At 72.4% G+C, this 24122-nt stretch carries 18 protein-coding genes; 4 read left to right on the top strand and 14 right to left on the bottom strand.

All coding sequences use genetic code 11. The features are described 5' to 3' along the window. Positions 1-162: 162 nt before the first annotated feature. Complete coding sequence (locus tag ACGFT2_RS15475; RefSeq protein WP_393278029.1) at positions 163-1458, top strand: PucR family transcriptional regulator; 1296 nt, start codon at positions 163-165, stop codon at positions 1456-1458. 44 nt (positions 1459-1502) lie between these two features. Here ACGFT2_RS15475 and ACGFT2_RS15470 read toward each other — a convergent pair whose 3' ends face one another. Further along, positions 1503-2087, bottom strand: coding sequence for a TetR/AcrR family transcriptional regulator (locus ACGFT2_RS15470; RefSeq protein ID WP_393278027.1), 585 nt, complete (start codon positions 2085-2087; stop codon positions 1503-1505). Between the two features lie 98 nt (positions 2088-2185). On the opposite strand from ACGFT2_RS15470, the gene ACGFT2_RS15465 reads away from it, so the two are divergent. Then, on the top strand, positions 2186-3721 hold the full coding sequence (locus tag ACGFT2_RS15465) for an MFS transporter (protein ID WP_393278025.1): 1536 nt from the start codon (positions 2186-2188) through the stop codon (positions 3719-3721). Positions 3722-3804: 83 nt separating this feature from the next. Here the strand turns inward: ACGFT2_RS15465 and serA are convergent, their stop codons facing one another. From serA to ACGFT2_RS15435, 6 genes are all read right to left on the bottom strand, one after another. Further along, positions 3805-5394, bottom strand: a complete 1590-nt coding sequence (gene serA, locus ACGFT2_RS15460; RefSeq protein WP_393278023.1) for a phosphoglycerate dehydrogenase — start codon at positions 5392-5394, stop codon at positions 3805-3807. A 225-nt stretch (positions 5395-5619) separates the two neighbouring features. After that, the gene (gene ilvC / locus ACGFT2_RS15455) at positions 5620-6618 is read right to left on the bottom strand and encodes a ketol-acid reductoisomerase (RefSeq protein ID WP_393278021.1); all 999 of its coding nucleotides are present in this window, start codon (positions 6616-6618) and stop codon (positions 5620-5622) included. 120 nt (positions 6619-6738) lie between these two features. Next, positions 6739-7263 carry an acetolactate synthase small subunit gene (gene ilvN, locus ACGFT2_RS15450; protein WP_201843191.1) on the bottom strand — a complete coding sequence of 175 codons (525 nt, stop codon included), beginning with the start codon at positions 7261-7263 and terminating at the stop codon, positions 6739-6741. A gap of 20 nt (positions 7264-7283) precedes the next feature. Beyond that, positions 7284-9134 carry an acetolactate synthase large subunit gene (locus ACGFT2_RS15445; RefSeq protein ID WP_393278018.1) on the bottom strand — a complete coding sequence of 617 codons (1851 nt, stop codon included), beginning with the start codon at positions 9132-9134 and terminating at the stop codon, positions 7284-7286. A 351-nt stretch (positions 9135-9485) separates the two neighbouring features. Continuing rightward, entirely contained in the window at positions 9486-12581 is a 3096-nt protein-coding gene (locus ACGFT2_RS15440; protein WP_393278016.1) for a putative bifunctional diguanylate cyclase/phosphodiesterase, read from the bottom strand. A 386-nt stretch (positions 12582-12967) separates the two neighbouring features. Continuing rightward, positions 12968-13930: a 2-hydroxyacid dehydrogenase gene (locus ACGFT2_RS15435; RefSeq protein ID WP_393278014.1), complete on the bottom strand. Its 963-nt coding sequence runs from the start codon at positions 13928-13930 to the stop codon at positions 12968-12970. Positions 13931-14004: 74 nt separating this feature from the next. Between ACGFT2_RS15435 and ACGFT2_RS15430 the strand changes: the two genes are divergently transcribed. Continuing rightward, positions 14005-15003 carry an aldo/keto reductase gene (locus ACGFT2_RS15430; protein ID WP_393278012.1) on the top strand — a complete coding sequence of 333 codons (999 nt, stop codon included), beginning with the start codon at positions 14005-14007 and terminating at the stop codon, positions 15001-15003. A gap of 97 nt (positions 15004-15100) precedes the next feature. Then, a complete protein-coding gene (locus tag ACGFT2_RS15425; RefSeq protein ID WP_393278010.1) occupies positions 15101-16267 on the top strand; it encodes a PQQ-dependent sugar dehydrogenase in 1167 nt (388 codons plus the stop codon). 281 nt (positions 16268-16548) lie between these two features. Here ACGFT2_RS15425 and ACGFT2_RS15420 read toward each other — a convergent pair whose 3' ends face one another. The 7 genes from ACGFT2_RS15420 to gatB all read right to left on the bottom strand — a co-directional run bounded on the left by ACGFT2_RS15420 (position 16549) and on the right by gatB (position 24117). Continuing rightward, entirely contained in the window at positions 16549-16767 is a 219-nt protein-coding gene (locus tag ACGFT2_RS15420; RefSeq protein ID WP_393278008.1) for a DUF6191 domain-containing protein, read from the bottom strand. 37 nt (positions 16768-16804) lie between these two features. After that, positions 16805-19879 (bottom strand): AAA family ATPase, encoded by a 3075-nt coding sequence (locus ACGFT2_RS15415; RefSeq protein ID WP_393278006.1) that lies wholly within the window; start codon positions 19877-19879, stop codon positions 16805-16807. Positions 19880-20103: 224 nt separating this feature from the next. Further along, positions 20104-20289 (bottom strand): hypothetical protein, encoded by a 186-nt coding sequence (locus ACGFT2_RS15410; protein WP_393278004.1) that lies wholly within the window; start codon positions 20287-20289, stop codon positions 20104-20106. A gap of 195 nt (positions 20290-20484) precedes the next feature. Beyond that, positions 20485-21174, bottom strand: coding sequence for a hypothetical protein (locus ACGFT2_RS15405; protein ID WP_393278002.1), 690 nt, complete (start codon positions 21172-21174; stop codon positions 20485-20487). A 35-nt stretch (positions 21175-21209) separates the two neighbouring features. Further along, positions 21210-21785: a GNAT family N-acetyltransferase gene (locus tag ACGFT2_RS15400; protein WP_393278000.1), complete on the bottom strand. Its 576-nt coding sequence runs from the start codon at positions 21783-21785 to the stop codon at positions 21210-21212. A 131-nt stretch (positions 21786-21916) separates the two neighbouring features. After that, positions 21917-22321: a hypothetical protein gene (locus tag ACGFT2_RS15395; protein ID WP_393277998.1), complete on the bottom strand. Its 405-nt coding sequence runs from the start codon at positions 22319-22321 to the stop codon at positions 21917-21919. Positions 22322-22605: 284 nt separating this feature from the next. Further along, the gene (gene gatB, locus ACGFT2_RS15390) at positions 22606-24117 is read right to left on the bottom strand and encodes an Asp-tRNA(Asn)/Glu-tRNA(Gln) amidotransferase subunit GatB (protein ID WP_393277996.1); all 1512 of its coding nucleotides are present in this window, start codon (positions 24115-24117) and stop codon (positions 22606-22608) included. Positions 24118-24122: the final 5 nt, after the last annotated feature.

Genomic DNA, 24122 nt, shown 5'->3' with positions numbered 1-24122 from the left:
GGGCACCTCCACATACCAACCCATACGAGGCCGCCACCCGACGATTCGGGTACGGCACGGAGAACCACCGTGAAACCTAGGGATCTCTTCGATCGTGAGCCATCGACAGCTGTCACGCATCCGTGCCCTGGATCTCAGACAGATGTATGAAGGCGGCCGCAAATGCGGGAGAATGCCCGAGTGACGGCCGCTTACAAGGGTGACTACCAGGAGCTCGTGGACGAGATCTCCGAGCTGCTGGGCGCCCCGGCGACCCTGGAGAACCGGGACTTCGAGCTGATCGCCTTCGGCGCGTACGACAGCGAGGGCGACCTCGACCCCTCCGCCCTGGACCCCGTGCGCACCCGCTCGATCCTGTCCCGGCGCTCCACCGCGGCGGTGCGGACGTGGTTCGAGGGCTTCGGCATCACCCGCGCGGCAGGGCCGGTCCGGATCCCCCCGAGCACCGAGGCGGGGGTGTACCGCGGACGGGTCTGCCTGCCGGTGCGCCACCGGGGGGTCGTGCTCGGCTACGTCTGGCTGCTGGACGGGGATCCGGGGCCGACGGACGCGCAGCTGGCCGCCGCCATGCAGGTGACGGGCCGGATCGGCGCGCTGCTCGCCGACGAGGCGCAGGCGGGGGCCGGGCTGAGCCGGGAGCTGCGGGCGGTGCTCACCGCGGAGGGCGGCTGGCAGCGGGACATGGCGGTGGCCGAGCTGCGCACCGCCCTCGGGCCCCGCGCGGACGGCCCGCACACCCTGGTCTGCGTGGCCCCGTGGCCCGCGGCCGACCCCGACGACGCCCCCTCGCCGCGCACGGTTCCGCACGCCGCGGCCCTGTGCACCGTTCCGTGGGGTGCGACGGCCCAGAGCCTGGCGGTGCTGGTGCGGCTGCGCTCGGCGGACGTGGGCGCGCCGGCCCTGGCGGCTGCGGCCCGGCTACTGAAGGAGGCGGAGGCGGCGCCGGGGCCCGGGGCGCGCGGTGCCGGGGCCCGGGCGGCCGCGGCCGCGGCCGTCACCGCGAGGTCCTCTGGCGCCGCGGGATTCCCCGGTGCCGCCGGGTCCGCCCCGCACGCCGCCGGGGTGGGCGAGCCCCGCACCGGTCTCGCCGAGCTGGGCGCGGTCTGGCAGGAGGCCTGCGCGGCGGCGCGGGCCGCGCTGGCCGAGCCGCGGTTCGGGCCGGTCGCCGAGTGGGCGCGCATCGGGCCGTACCGGCTGCTGGCCGCGCTGCCGCCGCAGGCCGCCCACGATCCCGCGGTCGGTCCGCTCCTCTCCCCCGCCCACCGCGAGCTGGCCCGCACCGCCGAGGTCTACCTGGACTGCGCCGGGCAGGCCGGCCGCACCGCCGCCGAGCTGGGCGTCCACCGCCAGACGCTGTACTACCGCCTGTCCCGGGTGGAGCAGCTGACCGGCCTGGACCTGGACGACGGAGAGGACCGGCTGCTGCTGCACATGGCGCTGAAGCGAGCCCGCCTGTGACCTGCTCCGGCCGGCCGGTCGCGGAAAGCGGCCGGACGGTCGGGTCAGCTCTTCGCGGCGCCCTGGATCAGCCTGCGCAGGCCCTCCGTGAGCTGCTCGGCCCCGGGCGCGGTCCCCGGCGCGAAGGACCACTGGGAGATCAGCCCCGACATCATGACGGTGTAGAAGGCGCCGAGGGTGTCCACGGCGTCCTCCGTGACCTCGTCCTCCGACACGTCCGCCATGAGGGCGACGAACGCGCGTGAGCCCTCCCGCTGCGCCTTCGCGAGATGGTCGCGCGCCTCGGGGAGCTGGTCGCCCACGGCCACGATCTCCGCGCTGAGCCGCCAGAACGAACCCGGCTCCCGCATGGTGGCGATGATGTTGGACCACATCTCCTGAAAGCGTTCGAGGGAACCCGGCGCGGCGGTGAGCCCGGCGTTCGCCTCGCCGGTGAACGCCTCCGACATGCCCTCGACCAGGGACACGTAGGCCTGCGCGAGCAACGCGTCCTTGGAGCCGTAGTGATAGCCGATCGAGGCGAGGTTGGTCCCCGACTCCTTGACGACGTCCCGCGCGGTCGTGCGCGCGAAGCCCTTCTCCAGCAGGCACCTCTTGGCGCCCTCGAGCAGATCCTCACGGTGTCCCATGCCCGTCACCCTACTCCCGGGATCAGACGCACGTATTAGACGTACGTCTTAAACGAATGTTCTAGACAAGCGTATAAGACACGCGTACATTCCTCGGCATGACGAACGCGACCAGCACCATCCCGATCTCGCCCCCGCCCTCGCCCACCCGTGCCGGAGCCCGCGAGTGGACCGCTCTCGGCGTGCTGATGCTGCCGCTGCTGCTGGTCTCGATGGACGTCTCCGTCCTGTACTTCGCGACCCCCGCGATCGGCGCTGACCTGCACCCGACCGGCACCCAGCAACTGTGGATCTTCGACATCTACGGCTTCGTCCTGGCCGGTCTGCTGATGACGATGGGCTCCCTCGGCGACCGCATCGGCCGCCGCAGACTCCTTCTCCTGGGAGCCGCGGCCTTCGGCGCCGCCTCGCTCCTCGCGGCCTACGCCGACAGCGCCGAGACCCTGATAGCCGCCCGCGCGGTCCTCGGCGTCGGCGGCGCCACCCTGATGCCGTCCACCATGGCCATGCTGCGCACGATGTTCACCGACCCCACCCAGCGGGCCAAGGCGATCGGGCTGTGGTCCGGCGTGATGACCGGCGGCATCGCCCTCGGTTCGGTGATGAGCGGCATCCTCGTCGAGCACTTCTGGTGGGGGTCGGTCTTCCTGGTCAACCTGCCGGCGATGGCGCTGCTGCTGGTCCTCGGCCCGGTGCTGCTGCCGGAGTCGAAGAACCCCGGGCCCGGCCGCTTCGACTGGCCGAGCGTGCCGTTGTCGATGGCCGCCGTGCTCCCCGTCGTCTACGGCCTGAAGGAGATCCCCTCCGAGGGCTGGCACCCGCAGTACGTCGTCTCGGTCACCGTCGGCCTGCTCTTCGCGGCGCTGTTCGTCCACCGCCAGCGCACCACCGGCTCCCCGCTGATCCCGCCGGCCCTGCTGAAGGGCCGCGGCTTCGCCCCGGCGCTGGTCCTCAACCTCGTCGCCGCCCTCGGCGTGATGGGCTCGGCCGTCTTCACCACGCAGTACCTGCAGTCGGTCCTCGGCAAGAGCCCGCTCTCGGCCGCACTGTGGAGCCTGCTGCCCTCGGTGTTCATCGGCGCCGCCGGTCCGGTCACCACGCAGCTCGTCCAGCGGGGCGTCAACCGCGGGTACGTCGTCGCGGGCGGCTTCGCGGTCATGGCGGCCGGTTACGGGCTCATGGCGGGGGCGGGCACCGACTCCCTGTGCCTGGTCCTGGCCGGGACCGGCGTCCTGGCCTGCGGGGCGGTCGCCATCATGTCGCAGCTGACCGACCTCGCCATGAGCAGCGCCCCGGCGGAGCGCTCGGGCACGGCCTCCTCGCTGCTGGAGACCAGCAGCGAGTTCGGGGGCGCGCTCGGCATGGCGGTCCTCGGCTCCATCGGCACGGCCGTCTACCGCCACGAGATGCCGGCGACCGCCCCGGACCAGGCCCGCGAGACCCTGGGCGGTGCCCTCGCCACGGCCGGCCGGCTGCCCGGCCGCACCGGTGAGACGCTGCTCGACGCGGCCCGGCACTCCTTCACCGGCGGCATGCAGGGGGCGATGATCGCCGGGGCCGTGCTGCTCGCGCTGTCGGCGGTGGGAGCGGCGGTCACGCTGCGGAGGATCGAGCCCGGTGAGGGCGGTAAGTAGGGCGGTGAACAACGACGGACGGGCCGAGGTCTCCCTCGGCCCGTCCGTCGTCTCGGTGCCAGTGGGTCACACCGGCGAGTGGGTCACACCAGGTTCACCGAGCGGGCCGACGTGGCCCCGATCTCCGAAGCCACCTCGGCCAGCACACCGGTGGAGACCGTGTCGTCCACGGTCAGGACCGCCAGCGCCTCACCACCGACCGTCGCGCGGGCGACCTGCATGCCGGCGATGTTGACGCCCGCCTCGCCGAGGATGCGGCCGACGGTGCCCACGACACCCGGACGGTCCTCGTAGCGCAGGACGACCATGTGGTCGGCGAGCGCGAGGTCGACGTCGTAGTCCCCGACCGCCACGATCTTCTGGACGTGCTTGGGACCGGCCAGCGTGCCGGAGACCGACACCTCCTCGCCGGTGCCCAGCGTGCCGCGCACGGTCACCACGTTGCGGTGCTCGGCCGACTCCGAGCTGGTGGTCAGGCGGACCTCCACGCCGCGCTCCTGCGCGAACAGCGGGGCGTTGACGTACGACACGGTCTCGGCGACGACGTCCTCGAAGACACCCTTGAGCGCGGACAACTCCAGCACCTTCACGTCGTGCTGGGTGATCTCGCCGTAGACCTCGACGTCGAGGCGGACCGCGACCTCGCCGGCGAGCGCGGTGAAGATGCGGCCGAGGCGCTCGGCGAGCGGCAGACCGGGCTTGACGTCCTCGGCGATGACACCGCCCTGGACGTTCACCGCGTCCGGTACCAGCTCACCGGCGAGCGCCAGGCGGACGGACTTGGCGACGGCGATGCCCGCCTTCTCCTGGGCCTCGTCGGTGGAGGCGCCGAGGTGCGGGGTGCACACGACCTGGTCCAGCTCGAACAGCGGGGAGTCGGTGCAGGGCTCCTTGGCGTACACGTCGAGGCCGGCGCCGGCGACCCGGCCCTCCTTGAGCGCCGCGTACAGCGCCGCCTCGTCGACGATGCCGCCCCGGGCCGCGTTGACGACGCGCACGCTGGGCTTGACCTTGCGCAGCGCCTCGTCGCCGATGAGGCCGAGGGTCTCGGGGGTCTTGGGGAGGTGGACGGTGATGAAGTCGGAGACCTCGAGCAGCTCGTCCAGGGACAGCACCTTGACGCCCATCTGCGCGGCCCGCGCGGGCTGCACGTAGGGGTCGTACGCGACGACCTTCATGCCGAAGGCGGACATGCGCTGCGCGACGAGGGCGCCGATGCGGCCCAGGCCCACCACGCCGAGCGTCTTCTCGGCCAGCTCGACGCCCGTGTACTTGCTGCGCTTCCACTCGCCGTTCTTCAGCGCGGCGTTGGCCTGCGGGATGTTGCGGGCGGTGGCGAGGATGAGACCGCAGGCCAGCTCGGCGGCGGTCACGATGTTGGAGGTCGGGGCGTTGACGACCATCACGCCGGCCTTGGTGGCGGCGGAGACGTCGACGTTGTCCAGGCCGACGCCGGCGCGCGCGACGACCTTCAGCTTCTTGGCGGCGGCGATGGCCTCCGCGTCGACCTTGGTGGCGGAGCGGATCAGGATCGCGTCGACGTCGGCGATGGCGGGGAGCAGTTCCGCACGATCGGCTCCGTTGGCGTGCCGGATCTCGAAGTCCGGGCCGAGCGCGTCGACGGTCGCGGGCGACAGCTCTTCAGCGATGAGTACGACGGGTTTCGAGCTCACGTGAGTCCTCACAAGTCCAATGCGGACGGCCGTCCCGACGGCCGCAGGCGGTGGAGGGGCTAGCCGCGGAAGACGCACGACGCTGTGGGCCTGACGCGTGTTGTGCAGCAGTCTAGTGGCGTGGCGGTGGCCGTAATACGCCTCCGCGGAAGGATCACCCGTCCGGGGCTGGACGGGGTGGACAACAGGGGCCGGAGCGGTACGCCCCGGCCCCTGTCACGAGGCTTACGCCTCCTCGTTCACCCAGCTCATCAGCTTGCGCAGCTGCTTGCCGGTGGTCTCCAGCAGGTGCTCGGAGTCCTGCTGCTTGTACTCGTTGTACTTCTTCAGACCGCCGTGGTACTCGTCCATCCAGGCCTGGGCGAAGGTGCCGTCCTGGATCTCGGCGAGAACCTTCTTCATCTCGGCCTTGGTGGCGTCGGTGATGATGCGCGGGCCGGTGACGTAGTCGCCCCACTCGGCGGTCTCGGAGATGGACCAGCGCATCTTCTCCAGGCCGCCCTCGTACATGAGGTCCACGATCAGCTTCAGCTCGTGCAGGCACTCGAAGTAGGCGATCTCCGGCTGGTAGCCGGCCTCGGTCAGGGTCTCGAAGCCCGCCTTGACCAGCGCGGCGGTGCCACCGCACAGAACGGCCTGCTCACCGAACAGGTCGGTCTCGGTCTCCTCGGTGAAGGTCGTCTTGATGACACCGGCGCGGGTGCCGCCGATGCCCTTGGCGTACGACAGGGCGAGCGCGAAGGCGTTGCCGGAGGCGTCCTGCTCGACGGCGGCGATGCACGGCACACCGCGGCCCTCCTCGTACTGGCGGCGCACCAGGTGGCCCGGGCCCTTCGGGGCGACCATGCAGACGTCCACACCGGCCGGGGGCTTGATGAAGCCGAACCGGATGTTGAGGCCGTGACCGAAGAAGAGGGCGTCGCCGTCGTTCAGGTGCGGGGCGATGGACTCCTCGTAGACCTGGGCCTGGATCGGGTCCGGGACCAGGATCATGATCACGTCGGCCTCGGTGGCGGCCTCGGCCGGGGTCACCACGCGCAGGCCCTGCTCTTCGGCCTTGGCCTTGGACTTCGAGCCCTCGTGCAGGCCGACCCGCACGTCCACACCGGAGTCACGCAGCGACAGCGCGTGGGCGTGGCCCTGGCTGCCGTAGCCGATGACCGCGACCTTGCGGCCCTGGATGATGGACAGGTCGGCGTCAGCGTCGTAGAACAGCTCGGCCACTTTGGGTTCTCTCCTTGGTGTGCAGATGGTGCGTCCCACCGTATGCCGGTGAGGGGAAGGGAAGTTCGGGGGTCTCGGCATACGGGCGACCGGCGATGCGCCGACCGCCCGTCTCCAGCCTTACGCGGATCGGTCCAGAGCGCGCAGCGAGCGGTCCGTGATCGAGCGGGCGCCGCGGCCGATCGCGATCGTGCCGGACTGCACCAGCTCCTTGATGCCGTACGGCTCCAGCATCTTGAGCATGGCGGACAGCTTCTCGCCGGAACCGGTGGCCTCGATGGTGACGGCCTCCGGGGAGACGTCGACCGTCTTGGCGCGGAACAACTGGACGATCTCCACGATCTGGGAGCGGGTCTCGTTGTCGGCGCGCACCTTCACCAGAACGAGTTCGCGCTGAACCGCCTGGCCGGGCTCCAGCTCCACGATCTTCAGCACGTTGACGAGCTTGTTGAGCTGCTTGGTGACCTGCTCGAGCGGCAGGTCCTCGACGCCCACCACGATGGTGATGCGGGAGATGTCGGGGTGCTCCGTGACACCGACCGCGAGCGAGTCGATGTTGAAGCCTCGGCGGGAGAACAGGGCGGCGATCCGGGCGAGGATGCCCGGCGTGTTCTCCACCAGGACGGAGAGCGTGTGCTTGGACATGATCTCTAGGTCTCTCTCGCTCAGTCGTCTTCGTTGTCGCCGAAGTCGGGGCGGACGTCCCGGGCGGCCAGGATCTCGTCGTTGGAGGTGCCGGCGGCGACCATCGGCCACACCATCGCGTCCTCGTGGACGATGAAGTCCACGACGACGGGCCGGTCGTTGATGGAGTTCGCCTCCGCGATGACCTTGTCCAGGTCCTCCGGGCGCTCGCAGCGCAGGCCCACACAGCCCATCGCCTCGGACAGCTTCACGAAGTCCGGCACCCGCGTGCCCTTGGCCTGCGGGTTGACGTCGTCGGGGCCGCTGTGCAGCACGGTGTTGCTGTAGCGCTGGTTGTAGAAGAGGGTCTGCCACTGGCGGACCATCCCGAGAGCGCCGTTGTTGATGATGGCGACCTTGATCGGGATGTTGTTGAGGGCGCAGGTGGTCAGTTCCTGATTGGTCATCTGGAAGCAGCCGTCGCCGTCGATCGCCCAGACTGCCTGCTCCGGCCGGCCGGCCTTGGCACCCATGGCGGCCGGGACCGCGTAGCCCATCGTCCCGGCGCCGCCGGAGTTCAGCCAGGTGGCGGGCTTGTCGTACTGGATGAAGTGCGCGGACCACATCTGGTGCTGGCCGACGCCCGCCGCGAAGATCGTGCCCTCCGGGGCGAGCTGCCCGATGCGCTCGATGACCGCCTGCGGGGAGAGCGAGCCGTCCTCGGGCTGGTCGTAGCCGAGCGGGTAGGTGTCGCGCCAGCGGCTGAGGTCGCTCCACCAGGCGGTGTAGTCGCCCTTGTGGCCCTCGCTGTGCTCCTTCTGCACGGCCTGGACCAGGTCGGCGATGACCTCGCGGGCGTCACCGACGATCGGCACGTCGGCGGCGCGGTTCTTGCCGATCTCGGCCGGGTCGATGTCGGCGTGGACGATCTTGGCGTAGGGGGCGAAGCTGTCCAGCTTGCCGGTGACGCGGTCGTCGAAGCGGGCTCCGAGGGCGACGATCAGGTCGGCCTTCTGCAGCGCGGTGACGGCGGTGACCGCACCGTGCATGCCCGGCATTCCCACGTGCAGCGGGTGGCTGTCGGGGAACGCGCCGAGCGCCATCAGGGTGGTGGTGACGGGCGCTCCGGTGAGTTCGGCGAGGACCTTCAGCTCGGCGGTGGCCTGTGCCTTGAGGACGCCGCCGCCGACGTAGAGGACGGGCTTGCGGGCGGCGGTGATCAGCTTGGCCGCCTCGCGGATCTGCTTGGCGTGCGGCTTGGTCACCGGGCGGTAGCCGGGCAGGTCCATCACCGGCGGCCACGAGAACGTGGTCCGCGCCTGCAGGGCGTCCTTGGAGATGTCGACCAGGACCGGGCCCGGGCGGCCGGTGGAGGCGATGTGGAACGCCTGCGCGATGACCCGCGGGATGTCCTCGGCCTTGGTGACGAGGAAGTTGTGCTTGGTGATCGGCATGGTGATGCCGACGATGTCCGCCTCCTGGAAGGCGTCCGTGCCGATCGCCTTCGAGGCGACCTGGCCGGTGATCGCGACCAGCGGGACCGAGTCCATGTGCGCGTCGGCGATCGGCGTCACCAGGTTCGTGGCGCCCGGCCCCGAGGTGGCCATGCAGACGCCGACCTTGCCGGTGGCCTGCGCGTATCCCGTGGCCGCGTGCCCCGCGCCCTGCTCGTGACGGACCAGGACGTGCCGCACCCGGGTGGAGTCCATCAGCGGGTCGTACGCCGGGAGGATCGCACCGCCGGGAATGCCGAACACCGTGTCCGCGCCGACCTCCTCGAGGGAGCGGATGAGGGACTGCGCACCCGTCACGTGCTCGACGGTGGCGGAGTGGTGTCCTCCGGAACGGGGCCGCGGCTGCGGATGGTGGGCCCCGGTGGCCTGCTCGGTCATCGGCATTCTCTTCTCGATGCTGAGGGTTTTTGCGAGGTTCGGGCGGAGTTCGAGCGCTGCACGAAAGGCACTCGTGCAACAAAAAACCCCTCGTGCCGCAAGGCAAGCGAGGGGAGCGCGCCGGTGAGGTCGCTGGGGATTCCGGATCGTCCTCCGGTGGGCCCCAGCTCAGCCGACGCGCTGTCCAAGTACGAGAATTCGGGTGCGCATGGCACTGACCCTCCCTCCGGCACACACCACGTGTCAAGTGGGTGGGACGGGAGTCTCAGAATATGAACGAAGGGTGCCGCCGCCCGGACGGCGGCGGCAGCACCCCCTGTGCACGTTCCCGCACCCCTCTCCACGGCTCGTTCACCTACGGGGCGCGCCACTCGGGGTCGAGGCCACCACCGCGCTCAGCCCTTCGGGCCGCCGCGCGGTGACCCCCTCGACACCGACGCGCCCCTGCGGCTCTCTCACACCACCCGCGAAGACCGGCTCGGCCGGTGCGTGGGGCACCGGATAGTGCCCCGAGCCGAGCGCCCGGCGCAGCCGGTACTCGTCCAGCGGGCCCGTGAACGCCATGCCCTGCCCGTGCGTGCAGCCCAGCGCGCGCAGCGCGACCACCTGCTCGGGCAGGTCCACGCCCTCGGCGACGGACTGCAGCCCGAGGTCGCCGGCGATCCGCAGCAGCCCACCGGTGATCTTGTGCAGGCGGGCGGACTCCACGACCCCCTCGACCAGCCCGCGGTCGAGCTTGAGGATGTCCACGGGCAGCCGCCTGAGGGCGGTGATGGCCGCGTAACCACTGCCGAACCCGTCCAGCGCGATCCGCACCCCGAGCCTGCTGAGTGCGGTCAGCCGCCGCTCCAGCTCCTCCAGGCCGAGCCGGGGATCGGTGTCGGACAGCTCGATGACCAGCGCGCCCGGCGGCAGCCCGTGCCGGGTCAGCAGCGCCTCCACCGAGCCGAGCGGCATCGAGCGGTCCAGCAGCCGCCGGGCGCTCATCCGGACCGCCACGGGTACGACGATCCCGGTGGCGGCCCGCTCGGCGGCCTGCTCCACCGCCTCCTGGAAGATCCAGCGGTCCAGTTCCGCGGTCTTGTCTCCGTCCTCGGCCACCCGCAGGAACTCGGCCGGCGTGAACAGCACCCCCTGTGAGGAGCGCCAGCGCGCCTGCGCGCAGACCGCCGTGATCCGGCCGTTCTCCAGGGACACCACCGGCTGGTGCAGCAGCGCGAACTCGCCGTCGTGCAGCGCGGCGCGCAGCCGGGTGGCCAGCTCCGCCTTGCGTACGACGTCCTGCTGCATCTGTGGCCTGTACAGCTCGACGCGGCCCTTTCCCGCCGATTTCGCGCGGTACATCGCGAGGTCGGCGTTCCGCAGCAGCTCCCCCGCGCCGAGACCCGGTTCGGCGAAGGCGACCCCGATGGAGGCGTTGACCCGGACATCGTTGCCGCCGATGGCGTACGGCTGGGAGAGGGTGGCCCTGAGGCGGTCGGCGAGCTCCAGGATGTTGTGCTCCCGGGCGGCACGGTCGCGGGTCCCGTCCCCGGCGATCAGGGCCGCGAACTCGTCGCCGCCGAGCCGCGAAGCGGTGTCCCCGTGCCGGACGGCGTCCTGGAGTCTGCGGGCGGCCTGGACGAGCAGTTCGTCCCCGGCCTGGTGCCCGATCGTGTCGTTGACGGCCTTGAAGCCGTCCAGGTCGATGAAGAGCACCGCCGTACCGCGCAGGGCGGCGCCCCGGTCGGTGGCGCGGCGGCCGGACAGGGCCTGCTGGACGCGCCGCGTGAACAGCGCGCGGTTGGGCAGGTCGGTCAGCGGGTCGTGCTCGGCGTTGTGCTGCAACTGCGCCTGCAGCCGCACTCTTTCGGTCACGTCCCGGCTGTTGAAGATCAGGCCGCCGTGGTGCCGGTTGACGGTGGACTCGACGTTGAGCCAGCCGCCGTCGCCGGAGCGGAACCGGCACTCGATGCGGGTGGTGGGCTCCTCCGGCGGGCTGGCGGCGAGGAAGCGGCGCAGCTCGTGCACCACACAGCCCAGGTCCTCCGGGTGGATGAGCGCGGCCAGCTCCGAGCCCACCAGATCCTCGGCGGGCCGGCCGTAGACACCGGCGGCGGCCGGGGAGACGTACCGCAGGATGCCGTTGGGCGCGGCGATCATGATGACGTCGCTGGAGCCCTGGACCAGGGAGCGGAAGTGGTTCTCCTTCTGCGCCAGTTCCTGGGTGAGGGTGATGTTGTCCAGCAGCATGATGCCCTGCCGGATGACGAGCGCGAGCACGACGCCACCCGCGGTGATCAGCACCACGTGGTCGGGCCTGCGGCCGTTCAGGACGTTGTACAGGATGCCCAGGGTACACACGGCCGCGGCGAGGTACGGGGTGAGGGCGGCGAGGGAGCCGGTGAGCGGGCGTCCGGCCGGGTACCGGCTGTGCTCACTTCTGTGCTCACCCGCCGGCGCGGACGCAGGCACAGGCACAGGCACGGGGGCAGGCGCAGGCACGAGCGCAGGCACAGGCGCAGGCGCAGGCAGGTGGTGGTGGCCGGTGCCGCGCTGCCCGGGCAGGTGCTCGTGGACCACCCGGGTGTGCCCGTCGGGCAGGCGGGCCGCGGCCGCGCTTCGCAGCCTGGGCGCGACCCAGGGGGCGTAGGCGAGCAGCAGCGAACCCGCGAACCAGCCGGCGTCCAGCAGCTGTCCGGAACGGTAACTGCTGTGCAGCAGCGGTGAGGTGAACAGCGCGTCGCACATCACGGTCAGCGCGAGCGCCCCGATGGCCGTGTTCACCGCCGTGCGGTTGCCCGGCGCGCGGCGGAAGTGCAGCGCGAGGACCATGCTGACGAGCGCGATGTCGAGCAGCGGATAGGCCAGCGACAGCGCGGCGTGCGCCACGCTCGGCCCGTCGAAGCGGGCCGCCTGGGCGAGCGCGAGGCTCCAGGAGAGGGTGAGCAGCGAGCCGCCGATCAGCCAGGCGTCCAGCCCCAGGCAGATCCAGCCCGCTCTCGTCACCGGGCGTTTGGCGAGGACCAGCAGGCCCACGATGGCGGGCGGCGCGAAGCACAGGAAGAACAGGTCGGCGCAGCTGGGACTGGGCACGGGACGGCCCAGGACGACCTCGTACCAGCCCCAGACCGCGTTGCCGAGAGCGGCCATCGCCGAGGACAGCGCGAAGAGCATCCAGGCGGGCCGGAAGCGCACGCGCGCGGTGCGGCCGTACAGGAAGCAGGAGACGGCGGCGGTGCCCGCCGCGGCGCTCAGCCCGAAGTCGCCCATGATCAGCGCGACTTGGTCCGATCCCCAGTCGAGCGCGGATCCGGCGGCGTAGCCCGCGCAGACGACGGCGAGGACGAGCTGCTCCGTCAGCGTGCTCATGCGGGCGGCCGGGCGGCGGGGCGGCGGCGCGTCCTGCGGGTGCGGCGCGCGCACCGCTCCGTCGAGGGTGCTCGTCATGGACGGCGGCGCGCTCACCGGGGCCTCCCGGTCCGCGCCGCTCCCGGGTCCCGACGGTCCCGGTGCGCCGGGTGCGCACACCGCCTGCGGCCGGTGTGTTTGCGTTGCTGGTGGCTGCGGTGGCCGGTGTGATGGCCGCGTCTGCGCGCGGTCGTGCGCCAGGGTCGCCGCCGGCGGCTCCGCCGCGTCGGATCGCTCGTCCATAGGCCGTGCATCGCCCGTCGCCCCCCTCACAAATCTGAAATGTCCATCCCCGGCGCCCCAAGGTCGGCGGCGCAGCCCCTGTCGGGACGATACACCAGGATCGTCACTCAGGGACATAGCTTCTCTACGCTCCGTGACGACCAGCGGTGATGCGCGCACGTACCGCGTCCGAAAGGTCGCGGAGGGTGCCGGAAGGCGGGCTACCGCCCGTTTGCTTCCGTCGTGAGGATCACGTTCCGCAGGGGCTCCTGGTTCACGAATCGGGTCAACTGGTCCACGAGCAACCGCTCTGCGCGCGGCAGGAACGCCGAGGACGGGCCGCCCACGTGCGGGCTGATCAGCACGCCGGGTGCCTGCCACAGCGGGTGTCCCGGCGGCAGCGGTTCGGGGTCGGTCACGTCCAGGGCCGCGGTGATCCGGCCCTTCGCCAGCTCGGCGAGCAGCGCCTCGGTGTCGACGACGGGCCCGCGCGAGACGTTCACGAGCAGTGCGCCGTCCTTCATCCGCGCCAGGAACTCGGCGTCCACCAGGCCGTGCGTCTCCTGCGTGAGCGGGGTGGACAGGATCACGACGTCCGCGTCGGGAAGCAGTGAGAGCACATCGGTGATCGGGTGCACCACCCCGCGCGCCGTGGTGCGCGGGGAGCGCGCGATGCGCGTCACCCGCGCCACCTCGAAGGGCGTGAGCCGGTCCTCGATGGCGGCGCCGATGGCGCCGTAGCCGACGACGAGGACGTTCTTGTCCGCGAGAGAGGGATGCAACGCGCTCTGCCAGCGCTCCTGTTGCTGGGCCCGGACGAAGCCGGGGACGCCGCGCAGGGCGGCGAGGGTCAGGGTGAGCGCGAGCTCGGCGGTACTCGTCTCGTGCACTCCGCGGGCGTTGCACAGCTGCACGCCCGGCACGATCGACGACAGCCGCGCGGTGATGTCGTCGACCCCCGCCGTGAGCGTCTGGATGACCCGCACGCCGGTCAGCAGCTCCAGCGGGCGGACCTTGACCGGCCACCGCTTCATGTAGGGCACCACGTACACGACGCACTGCGCGGGGTCGCCGGGGAAGGCCTGCTCACCGTCCTCGCCCCCGTCCCAGAACAGGTACCGGGGTCCTTCGGGCAGCCCCTCGATCTCCTCCGGCGGGATGGGAAGCCATACGTCAGCACTCATGACAGGAGGCTATGTCAGGCGCCGCGGACGCAGAGGTTAGGTTGGGGGCCGGGCAGAGGGAGGTTCACGAGCAGGTGGAGCGCAGGACGATCGGCGCGGGGGCGCTCGCGGTGGGGGCCGTCGGACTCGGGTGCATGCCGATGAGCTGGGCGTATAGCGGATCGCGGCGGCGGGGGGACGAGTCGCTGAGATGCGTGCACCGGGCGCTGGACGCGGGCTCGACCCTGCTGGACACGGCTGACATGTACGGCCCGTTCACCAACGAGCTGCTGCTCGGCCGGGCGCTCCGGCAGCGGCGTCCGGACGCCTTCGTGTCGACGAAGGCCGGACTGCTCGTGGGCGAGCAGCACATCGTGGCCAACGGCCGCCCGGGGTATGTGAAGCGGGCCTGTGACGCCTCGCTGCGGCGCCTGCAGACGGACGTCATCGACCTCTACCAGCTGCACCGCGCCGACCCGGAGGTGCCGGTGGAGGAGACGTGGGGCGCGATGGCCGAGCTGGTGCGGGCGGGGAAGGTACGGGCGCTCGGCCTGTGCGCGGTGGGGGCCCGGGCCGGGCGCCGCTCGGGCGCAGGTCTGCACGACACCACGCTGCGTCAACTGCGGCGCGTGCAGCAGGTGTTCCCGGTGAGCGCGGTGCAGGCGGAGCTCTCGGTGTGGTCGCCGGAGGCGCTCGCGACGCTGCTGCCGTGGTGCGAGGAGCGGGGCGTGGGCTTCCTCGCGGCGATGCCGCTGGGCAACGGCTTCCTGACCGGCACGCTGCGGCCGGGCGAGGGCTTCGAGCCGGACGACGTGCGGGCCCGCCATCCCCGGTTCACGGCCGAGATGATGGCGGCCAACCAGCCGATCGTCGCCGGCCTGCGCCGGATCGCGCGCCGCCACGGCGAGGACGTCACCCCGGCCCAGGTGGCGCTGGCCTGGGTGCTGGCCCAGGGGCGGCACGTGATCGCCCTGCCGGGCACCAAGCAGGTGCGCTGGGCCACGCAGAACGCGGCCGCCGCCGGGCTCCGGCTGACCGGGCAGGACCTGGCCGAGGTGGCCGCGCTGCCGCCGGCTCTGGGATCGTGGGACTGAGGGCTCGCGCCACCGGCCGCCGCGGATCGGGAACCCGGACGGGACGAGCGGTGTATGAGAGGTGGAACCCGCGCTTGATCACTGCCCCGAAAGGACCATGATCGTGCAACGTCGAGCTGTGTCGGCCGTCCTGGCCGCGACCGCCCTGCTGCTGTCCGCCGGCTGCTCCGCCGGCGGGGACGGGCCACCGGACGGCGCCGCGAGCACCGCGCCGGGGAGCAGGGCGAGCGGCGCCCCCTCCGGCGGGGCCACCGAGTCGGCCCCGCCGGCCAAGGGCTCCGTGAAGGTGCTGCGCACGGTCACCGAGGGCCTGAAGTCACCGTGGGGCCTGGCCCCGCTGCCCGACGGCGGCCTGCTGGTCGCCTCCCGCGACGACGGGACGATCACCCGGATCGACGAGAAGACGGGCCGGAAGACCGAGCTGGGCGCGGTCTCCGGGGTCTCCCCGGCGGGCGAGGGCGGTCTGCTGGGCATAGCCCTCTCCCCGGACTACGCCTCGGACCACATGATCTACGCCTACTTCACCTCGGCCTCGGACAACCGCATCGTCCGCATGCTGTACGACGACCGGAAGCCGGCCGGTGAGCAACTGGGCGCTCCGGACACGGTGTTCAAGGGCATCCCCAAGGGCGTCATCCACAACGGCGGCCGGATCGAGTTCGGCCCGGACGGAATGCTGTACGCGGGCACCGGGGAGAGCGGCCGGAAGGGCCTGGCCCAGGACAAGAAGGCCCTGGGCGGCAAGATCCTCCGGCTGACCCCGGAGGGCGAGCCGGCTCCGGGCAACCCGTTCCCCAACTCGCCGGTCTACTCCTACGGTCACCGCAACGTCCAGGGACTGACCTGGGACGACAGACAGCGGTTGTTCGCCTCGGAGTTCGGGCAGGACACCTGGGACGAACTGAACGCGATCAAGCCCGGCGACGACTACGGCTGGCCGGCCGCCGAGGGGAAGTCCGCCGAGGCCGGGTTCCACAACCCGGTAGCCCAGTGGCACACGGACGACGCCTCCCCCAGCGGCATCGCCTACGTCGACGGCGTGATCTGGATGGCGGGCCTGAAGGGGCAGCGCCTGTGGCGCATCCCGCTGAGCGGGACGAAGGCGTCGGCGGCCCCGCAGGCCTTCCTGACCGGAGAGTACGGCCGCCTTCGTACGGTGGTCCCGGCGGGCGCCCACAAGATCTGGCTGGTGACGAGCAACACGGACGGCCGGGGGGCGCCGAAGAAGGGCGACGACCGGGTGCTGGAAGTCGAGGTGAAGTAACCGCCGGCACGGCGGCCCCGGTCACAACCGCCCCCGGGCACAGCGGCTCAGGGACACGGCCGTCCCGTGCACAGCGGCTCAAGGGCTCTGGGGCTCAGGGGCAGAGCGGCTCACGGGCACGGCGGCTCATCGGCACGACTGTCCCGGGCCTGGCGGCTCTCGGGCCCGCAGCTCACGGGCACGGCGGCTCCTGGGCCTGGCGGCTCTCGGGCACGGTGCTCCTGGGCCTGGCGGCTCACGGGCACGCAGCTCTCGGGCACGGCGGCTCTCGGCCGTCCCGCTCACGGGTCTTCCGGCTCGCCGTTCCCTTCCCCCTGCGGCTCCGCCGTGGCCCGCCGCGGTCCGGGCAGCCGTACGACCGCCTTTCCGGACGCCAGGTCGATGGGTCCGCGGCCGGGGTCGTTGTCCCCGGCGTCCTCGCGGGTCAGCTCCAGCCGGTTCTGCTCGTCCCGGGTGTGTTTGCGCCCGGGTGCGAACAGTTCCTCGAAGACGTTGAACACGGCTGCTCCCCTGTGCCGGTTCTCTCCAGCGTAAGCCTCAGACCGCCGTCGTGGCGGGGAGCGTCTCGGCCGTGAAGAGTTCCAGCCGGTGGGCCACCGCCGCCGCCTCGCCCCGGCCCGAGACGCCGAGCTTGCCGAGGATGTTGGAGACGTGGACGCTCACGGTCTTCGGGGAGATGAACAGCTCGTCGGCTATCCGGCGGTTGGTGCGGCCGGCCGCCACCAGGCGCAGGACCTCGCTCTCGCGGCTGGTCAGGCCGAGCGCCGCGGCCGGGTCGGCGGGGGCGGGGGTCCGGCCCGGGGCATGGGACAGGGTCAGGCGTGCGCGCTGGGCGAGCCGGGTGACGGAGTCGGCGAGGGGGCGGGCCTCGAGGTGGGCGGCGACCGCGGCGGCCAGCCGGAGCAGTTCCACCGCGCGGTCGCGTTCGTCGTCGCCGCCCTCGGCGAGCAGTGCCCCGGCGAGGCGGTGGCGGGTGCGGGCGAGGTCGTAGGGGCGGTCCAGGCATTCGAAGGCGGCGACCACCGGCGACCAGGTGCCGGATGTGTCCTGGCCCTGCGTGCGGCACAGTTCGGCACGGGTCCAGTGGTCATAGGCCTGCCACAGCGGGACGCCGGTGGTGAGTCTCCTCGCGGCCCCGGCGAGGCGGTCGAGGATCTCGGCGCGGCCGGGCTCGGCGGCGGGCAGGTCGCGGGCGTCGGCCTCTGCGGTGGCGGCGGCCAGCAGCAGCGGCCAGGCGTAGCGGTGGGTGCCGGGCGGGAAGCCGGCGTCCAGGACCTGGAGCAGTTCGGCCCGGGCGTCGGCGATGCGGCCCTCGGCGGCGGCGACACCGAGGGCTATGCGGGCCAGGGGCAGGGACTGCTGGGGCATGGGGTCGTGGGTGCCGTAGCGGGCGCGGGCGGCGGCGAGTTGCCGGCCGGCCTCGGCGAGATCACCGCGGGCCAGGGCGATGTGGGCGAGCTTCAGGGCGCCCGCGCCCCGGGGCTTGGCGCTGTGGCCGACCTGGGTCGCGTGCGCGGCGGCCTCGGCGGCGTCGGGCCAGTGGCCCAGTGAGTAGAGCGCGTCGGACAGGTTGCCCCAGGCCCAGGCCTCGGAGTCCAGCAGCCCGTGCTTGCGGGCGAAGGCGATGCCCTCGCGCAGCAGCGGGACGGCCTCCCGGTCGCGGCCGACGGTCTGCATCTCCGAGGGCAAATTCACATAGGCGCGCCCCGCGACGTGATGCACGCCCTCGCTCAGGGTGTCCGTCAGGACCTGGCGCATCTGCGCGAGGCCGGTCTCGGGGTCGCCGGCGTCCACCTTGAGGCCGCTCAGAGTGAGGCGGGCGTGGAGTTCGATGTCCCGGGCGCCCACCATGCGCGCGTACTCGACGGCCTGCTCGGCCGAGGCGATGGCCTCGGCACCCGGCCGGTGCAGCATGGACCAGTTGGCGGCGAGCGCCAGCACCTCGGCGTGCACCTCGGAAGGGGGCAGGCCCCGTATGAGGTCCTGGGCGGTGGCCAGTTCCCGCCAGCCGTCACCGCGGGCCTGGGCCTGGACCAGCCGGGAGCGCTGCACCCAGAACCAGGCGGCGCGCAGCGGGTCCGGCTCGTCCTCCAGCAGGCGCAGGGCGCGCTTGGTGATCTTCAGGGCGCGTTCGCGCTCGCCGCCGAAGCGGCCCGCGACGGCCGCCTCGGCCATCAGGTCGAGGTAGCGCAAGGGTGCGGTGGCCGGATCGCAGGCACGGGGGGTGCCTCCACGCCCGTCGGGCGGTGGAGGAGGGTAGACCTCGGTGAAGCCGACCGGGCGAAGTGCGTCGCGCACCTCCCGCGGGACGCTGTCCCACAGCTCCATCGCCCGTTCCAGAAGCCTGAGTTGTTCGGTGTAGGCGTGCCGGCGCCGGGCCACGACGGAGGCGTCCAGAACAGCGGGCAGGGCCCTGGCGGCGTCGTGGGCGTGGTACCAGTAGCTGGCCAGGCGCATCACGCGTGCGTCGGGCGCCACGAGCCCGGGGTCGGTCTCCAGGGCCTCCGCGTAGCGGCGGTTGAGGCGGGAGCGTTCGCCGGGCAGCAGGTCGTCGGCGACGGCCTCACGCACCAGGGAGTGCCGGAAGCGGTAACCGTCGCCGGCCGCGGTGACGGTGAGGATGTTGGCACCGACGGCGGAGCGCAGCGCCTCGATGAGGTCGTCCTCGGAGAGCTGGGCGACGGCCGCGATGAGCGGATACTCGACGGTGGAGCCGCCCTCGGCGACGAGCCGGGCGACCCGTTGGGCGCTGTCGGGCAGCGCCTCGACCCGGACCAGGAGCAGGTCGCGCAGGGAGTCGGTCAGGCCGGGGCAGCCGCCCTGACGGGACGCGACGGCGAGTTCCTCCACGAAGAAGGCGTTCCCGTCGGAGCGTTCGAAGATCTCGTCGACCTGGGCGGGAGCGGGTTCGGCGGCCAGGATGCCGGCGATCTGGCGGCCGACCTCCTCGCGCGTGAACCGGGCCAGCTCGATGCGGCGGACGGTGCGCAGCCGGTCGAGCTCGGCGAGCAGGGGGCGCAGGGGGTGGCGGCGGTGGATGTCGTCGGAGCGGTAGCTGGCGAGGACCAGGAGGCGGCCGGTGCGCAGGGTGCGGAAGAGGTAGGCGAGCAGGTGGCGGGTGGAGGCGTCGGCCCAGTGCAGGTCCTCCAGGACCAGCACGACGGGGTGTGCGGCGGCGACCCGCTCCAGCAGCCGCACGGTCAGCTCGAACAGACGGGCCATGCCCTGCTCGTCGTGGCGGCCGGCGCCCGCGTCGCCCAGTTCGGGCAGCAGCCGGGCCAGTTCCTCCTCCTGACCGGCGGCCGCTGCGGTGAACTCCTCGGGCAGGGCTCCGCGCAGGGCCCGCAGAGCGGTGGAGAAGGGGGCGAACGGCAGCCCGTCGGCGCCTATCTCCACGCAGCCGCCGAGCGCGACGACCGCCTCGCGGCGGCCCGCGGCCATGACGAACTCCTCGACGAGGCGGGTCTTGCCGACGCCCGCCTCGCCGCCGAGCAGCAGCGCCTGCGGCTCTCCCGCCGCGGCCCGGGTGAACGCGTCGTCGAGGGTTTCCAACTCGCCGGTGCGGCCGACGAACACGGGACTGACTGACCTGGTCTCCACGAGCCCGAGCATCGCACGAGGCCCGGACGAGGGGGCACCGGTTTTCCACAGCCCCGGTGCGATCGTCGTACCGGGTAGGGGAAGGGTCGTACGAACGGACGGAAGGGCCGTACGACTCCGCCGGAGAGTCGTACGGCCCTGGAGGGGAAGCGGGCCGACCCCCGTGCGGCCCGCTTCCGCCCTGTCCGTGCCGGTGCCGCCGGGGGCGGGTCCGTCGGGGCCCGCCGGGCCGGCGGTCACGCGGTGCGTGGCTGCCGGTGCCGGCGAGGGCGGCCGATATGCGACTCGGTGGCCTCGGCACCGTCGCGGGACTCGTGGCGGGCGGCGCGGCGGGCCCGGGCCGCATCGCGGGCCAGGCGGTCCTGGGCGGCCTCGCGGATCAGCTGGGCGGAACGCATCCGGTGGTACTCGATCTCGAACACGGTGTGTCCTTCGGGAGAGTCGGGGTGGTGCTTCGCTTTCTGCGATGCCTCCACCTTCGTCTCCCAGGGGGGTCGGCCACATCGGGAGAGTTCCGCATCTTCGGACCGCCGGCGGGCCACACGCGCGCGTAAGGGGCCTTAGAGAGTCCGTAAGGTGCTCACGGATTCTCTAAGGCCCCTGGGACCTGCGGGTTCTCAGCCGGCCGAGGGCAGGCCGAGCAGCGCGTCGGAGTACTTGAGAACGGCCAGGAGCAGGCCGATGACGCCGAGCGAGACGCCCGCCCAGGCGACCGAGCGGGTCCAGGCGGCCTGCGGGCGGCCGGGCACGCCGAACGCGGGGCGCACGAGGACGACCACGCCGGTGATCAGCGCGCCCAGTGCGAACAGGCCGGCCCACAGGGCGGTGGTGTGCCAGGAGTCGCCGTAGACCTCCTTGAGCTGGGTGGCGACGCTCGCCGACGACGAGGTGCGCAGCTGGCCGACGAGCTGCTCGCGGGCACCGGCGACGGTGCCGATCCAGCCACCGCTGAGCGAGACCAGGCCGAGCGCGGCGGACACGACCGCACCGGCGCCCTGCCCGATCCCGGAGGCGGCCCCGGCTTCCGGCTCCCGGGCTTCGGGCGCCTCCTCCTCGGCGGTCTCCATGTCAGCGGGCACCGCGTCGGCGTCCGCGGCGGGCTCCGCACCGGCCTTCCCCGCGTCCGCGATCTCCGCGTCACGGTCGCCCGCGACACGGCCCTCCGCGTCGGTGGTGGCGGGCTCGGGCGTCTCGGCGCCCGTCGTCCCGGATGTCCGCCCCTGGACGGCGGCGTCGGCCTGCGCCGTCGTCTCGTCGGTGCGCGCCTCGGTACCTGCCTCGGCGCCTTCCTCTGTCTTCGTTGCCATGCCCGGCACCGTACGGACGCTGTCTGAGAGCTCTCTTAACGATCGTCGCGTGCGGTACGCGCGCGTGCCGCGCGCCACTCGGGGGCGAGCACCGCCCAGATCTCGGTGCTGGTGCGCACCCCGCGGTACAGGTAGTTCTCGCGCAGCAGACCCTCGCGGCTCATGCCGAGTCGCCGGGCCACGTTGATGCTGGGCTCGTTCGCCGACGACACGTGCCACTCCACGCGGTGCATGCCGCGCTCCTCGAAGGCCCAGTCGAACAGCACCCGCATACCGCGCGTGACGAGCCCGCGCCCGGCCGCCTCCGGTTCCAGCCAGCAGCCTGCCTCGCAGACCCCGCCCGAGGTGTCCCAGACACGGAACAGCAGGCCGCCGACGAGCTTCCCGTCGAGCCAGATCCCGTGCAGGCCGCCGGCGTCGGCGCCCCGCTTGTCGGCGTAGGACCTGAGGTAGGCGCGCGCGGACTCCAGGTCGGTCACCACGTCCGGCAGGCCGATGTGCCGGCCGATGAACTCGCGTCCCCGGTCGATGTCGGCGAGCAGCTCCGCCGCGTGCCAGACCTCCAGGGGCCGCAGTTCGGCACCGTCGTCACCCAGGGATATCGCGTACATCGTGCCGCTCTTCCTTCCGCACTTCGCCGATCGGGACCTGGCCGAGCCTCTCATGCGCGGCCCGGCGACCGGGACGCCCGGTGCCGGCCGGAGAGGGCGGCGTTCGCGCCCCGGGCCGCTCCGGGGGCACGTCAGTCGAACTGGTCGCCCAGTGCCATGATCATCGTGCCCGCGATCAGGAGCCACAGGGCCCTGCGGGTCCGGCCGCGGAACCCGAGGAGCGCGGCCAGGGCGCAGACGGCGGCGCCGAGTGCGTAGGCGGCGGGGACCAGCACCGGGGCGGAGCCGGTGAGCCGGAGCAGCGCGGCCGCCAGCCCGGCCAGGCTCAGCAGGCCCCCGGCACCGGCGGCGGTCCAGCGCGCCCGCCGGGCTTCCCCGTCCTGCGCTTCCTCGCCCTGCGCATCCTCGCCCTGCGCTTCCCCGTCCTGCGCTTCCCCGTCCTGCGCTTCCCCGTCCTGCGCATCCTCGCCCTGCGCTTCCCCGTCCTGCGCCTCGGCTATCTCGGGGTCGGTGCCGGAATTCGTGCGTCCGCTCATGGCGGTCGAGCGTAGTACCCGCGACCGGCTCCCCCTTCCGTACGAGGGAACCGGGGTGCCTGTTCAGCCTGTTCGGCCTGCTTACGGCCCGCGTTCGGCCTGCTCGGCCCGCGTTCGGCCTGCTCGGCCTGCTCGGCCTGCTCGGCCTGCTCGGAACGTTCGGCCGGCCTGCTCGGCCCGTACGCCCCCTGCCGTGGGGCTTCGCGTGGGCCTTGAGGCCGCCGCGGATGACGGTACGGCCCCGGAGGGCATGCCTCCGGGGCCGTACCGAACCGTGCGCGGGATCAGCCCTCGACGCCCAGCTTCTCCAGGATCAGCTCCTTGACGCGGGCCGCGTCGGCCTGGCCGCGGGTGGCCTTCATGACCGCGCCGACCAGGGCGCCGGCCGCGGCCACCTTGCCACCGCGGATCTTGTCCGCGACGCCGGGGTTGCCGGCGATGGCCTCCTCGACGGCGGCGGTCAGCGCGCCCTCGTCGGAGACGACCTTCAGACCGCGCTTGTCCACGACCTCGTCCGGGGTGCCCTCACCGGCGAGGACGCCCTCGATGACCTGCCGGGCCAGCTTGTCGTTCAGGTCACCCTTCGCGACCAGCTCGGTGACCCGGGCCACCTGCTGCGGGGTGATCGCCAGCTCGTCCAGGGTCTTGCCGGACTCGTTGGCGCTGCGCGCCAGTTCACCCATCCACCACTTGCGGGCGGAGGCCGCGTCGGCACCGGCGTCGATCGTGGCCACGATCGGCTCCAGCGCGCCGGCGTTGAGGATCGCCTGCATGTCGGTGGCCGAGACGCCCCACTCGGCCAGCAGCCGGGTGCGGCGGGCCAGCGGCAGCTCGGGCAGGGCCGCGCGGATCTCCTCGACCCACTCGCGCGAGGGCGCCACGGGGACGAGGTCGGGCTCCGGGAAGTACCGGTAGTCCTCGGCCTCCTCCTTCACGCGGCCCGAGGTCGTGGACCCGGTGTCCTCGTGGAAGTGGCGGGTCTCCTGGATGATCGTGCCGCCCGAGGACAGCACGGCCGCGTGCCGCTGGATCTCGAAGCGGGCGGCGCGCTCCACGGAACGCAGCGAGTTGACGTTCTTCGTCTCGGAACGCGTACCGAACTTCTCGGTGCCGTTCGGGCGCAGAGACAGGTTCACGTCGCAGCGCATCTGGCCCATCTCCATGCGGGCGTCGGACACGCCGAGGGCCCGGATGAGCTCACGCAGCTCGCGGACGTACGCCTTCGCCACCTCGGGCGCGCGCTCGCCGGCGCCCTCGATCGGCTTCGTGACGATCTCGATCAGCGGGATGCCGGCGCGGTTGTAGTCCAGCAGGGAGTGGGACGCGCCGTGGATACGGCCGGTGGCGCCGCCGACGTGGGTCGACTTGCCGGTGTCCTCCTCCATGTGGGCGCGCTCGATCTCCACACGGAAGCTCTCGCCGTCCTCCAGCTGCACGTCGAGATAGCCGTTGAAGGCGATCGGCTCGTCGTACTGGGAGGTCTGGAAGTTCTTCGGCATGTCCGGATAGAAGTAGTTCTTCCGGGCGAAGCGGCACCATTCGGCGATCTCGCAGTTGAGCGCGAGACCGATCTTGATGGCGGACTCGACGCCGGTCGCGTTGACGACCGGGAGCGCGCCGGGCAGGCCGAGGCAGGTGGGGCAGGTCTGCGAGTTGGGCTCGGCGCCCAGCTCGGTCGAACAGCCGCAGAACATCTTGGTCCTGGTGCCGAGTTCGACGTGGACCTCGAGGCCCATGACGGGGTCGTACGACGCCAGCGCGTCCTCGTACGACACCAGGTCGGTCGTGGTGGTCACGGTGA

Source organism: Streptomyces sp. NPDC048514 (assembly GCF_043199955.1).
In the GTDB taxonomy this organism is placed as follows: Bacteria; Actinomycetota; Actinomycetes; order Streptomycetales; family Streptomycetaceae; genus Streptomyces.
This window is presented reverse-complemented; position numbering and strand designations above follow the sequence as displayed.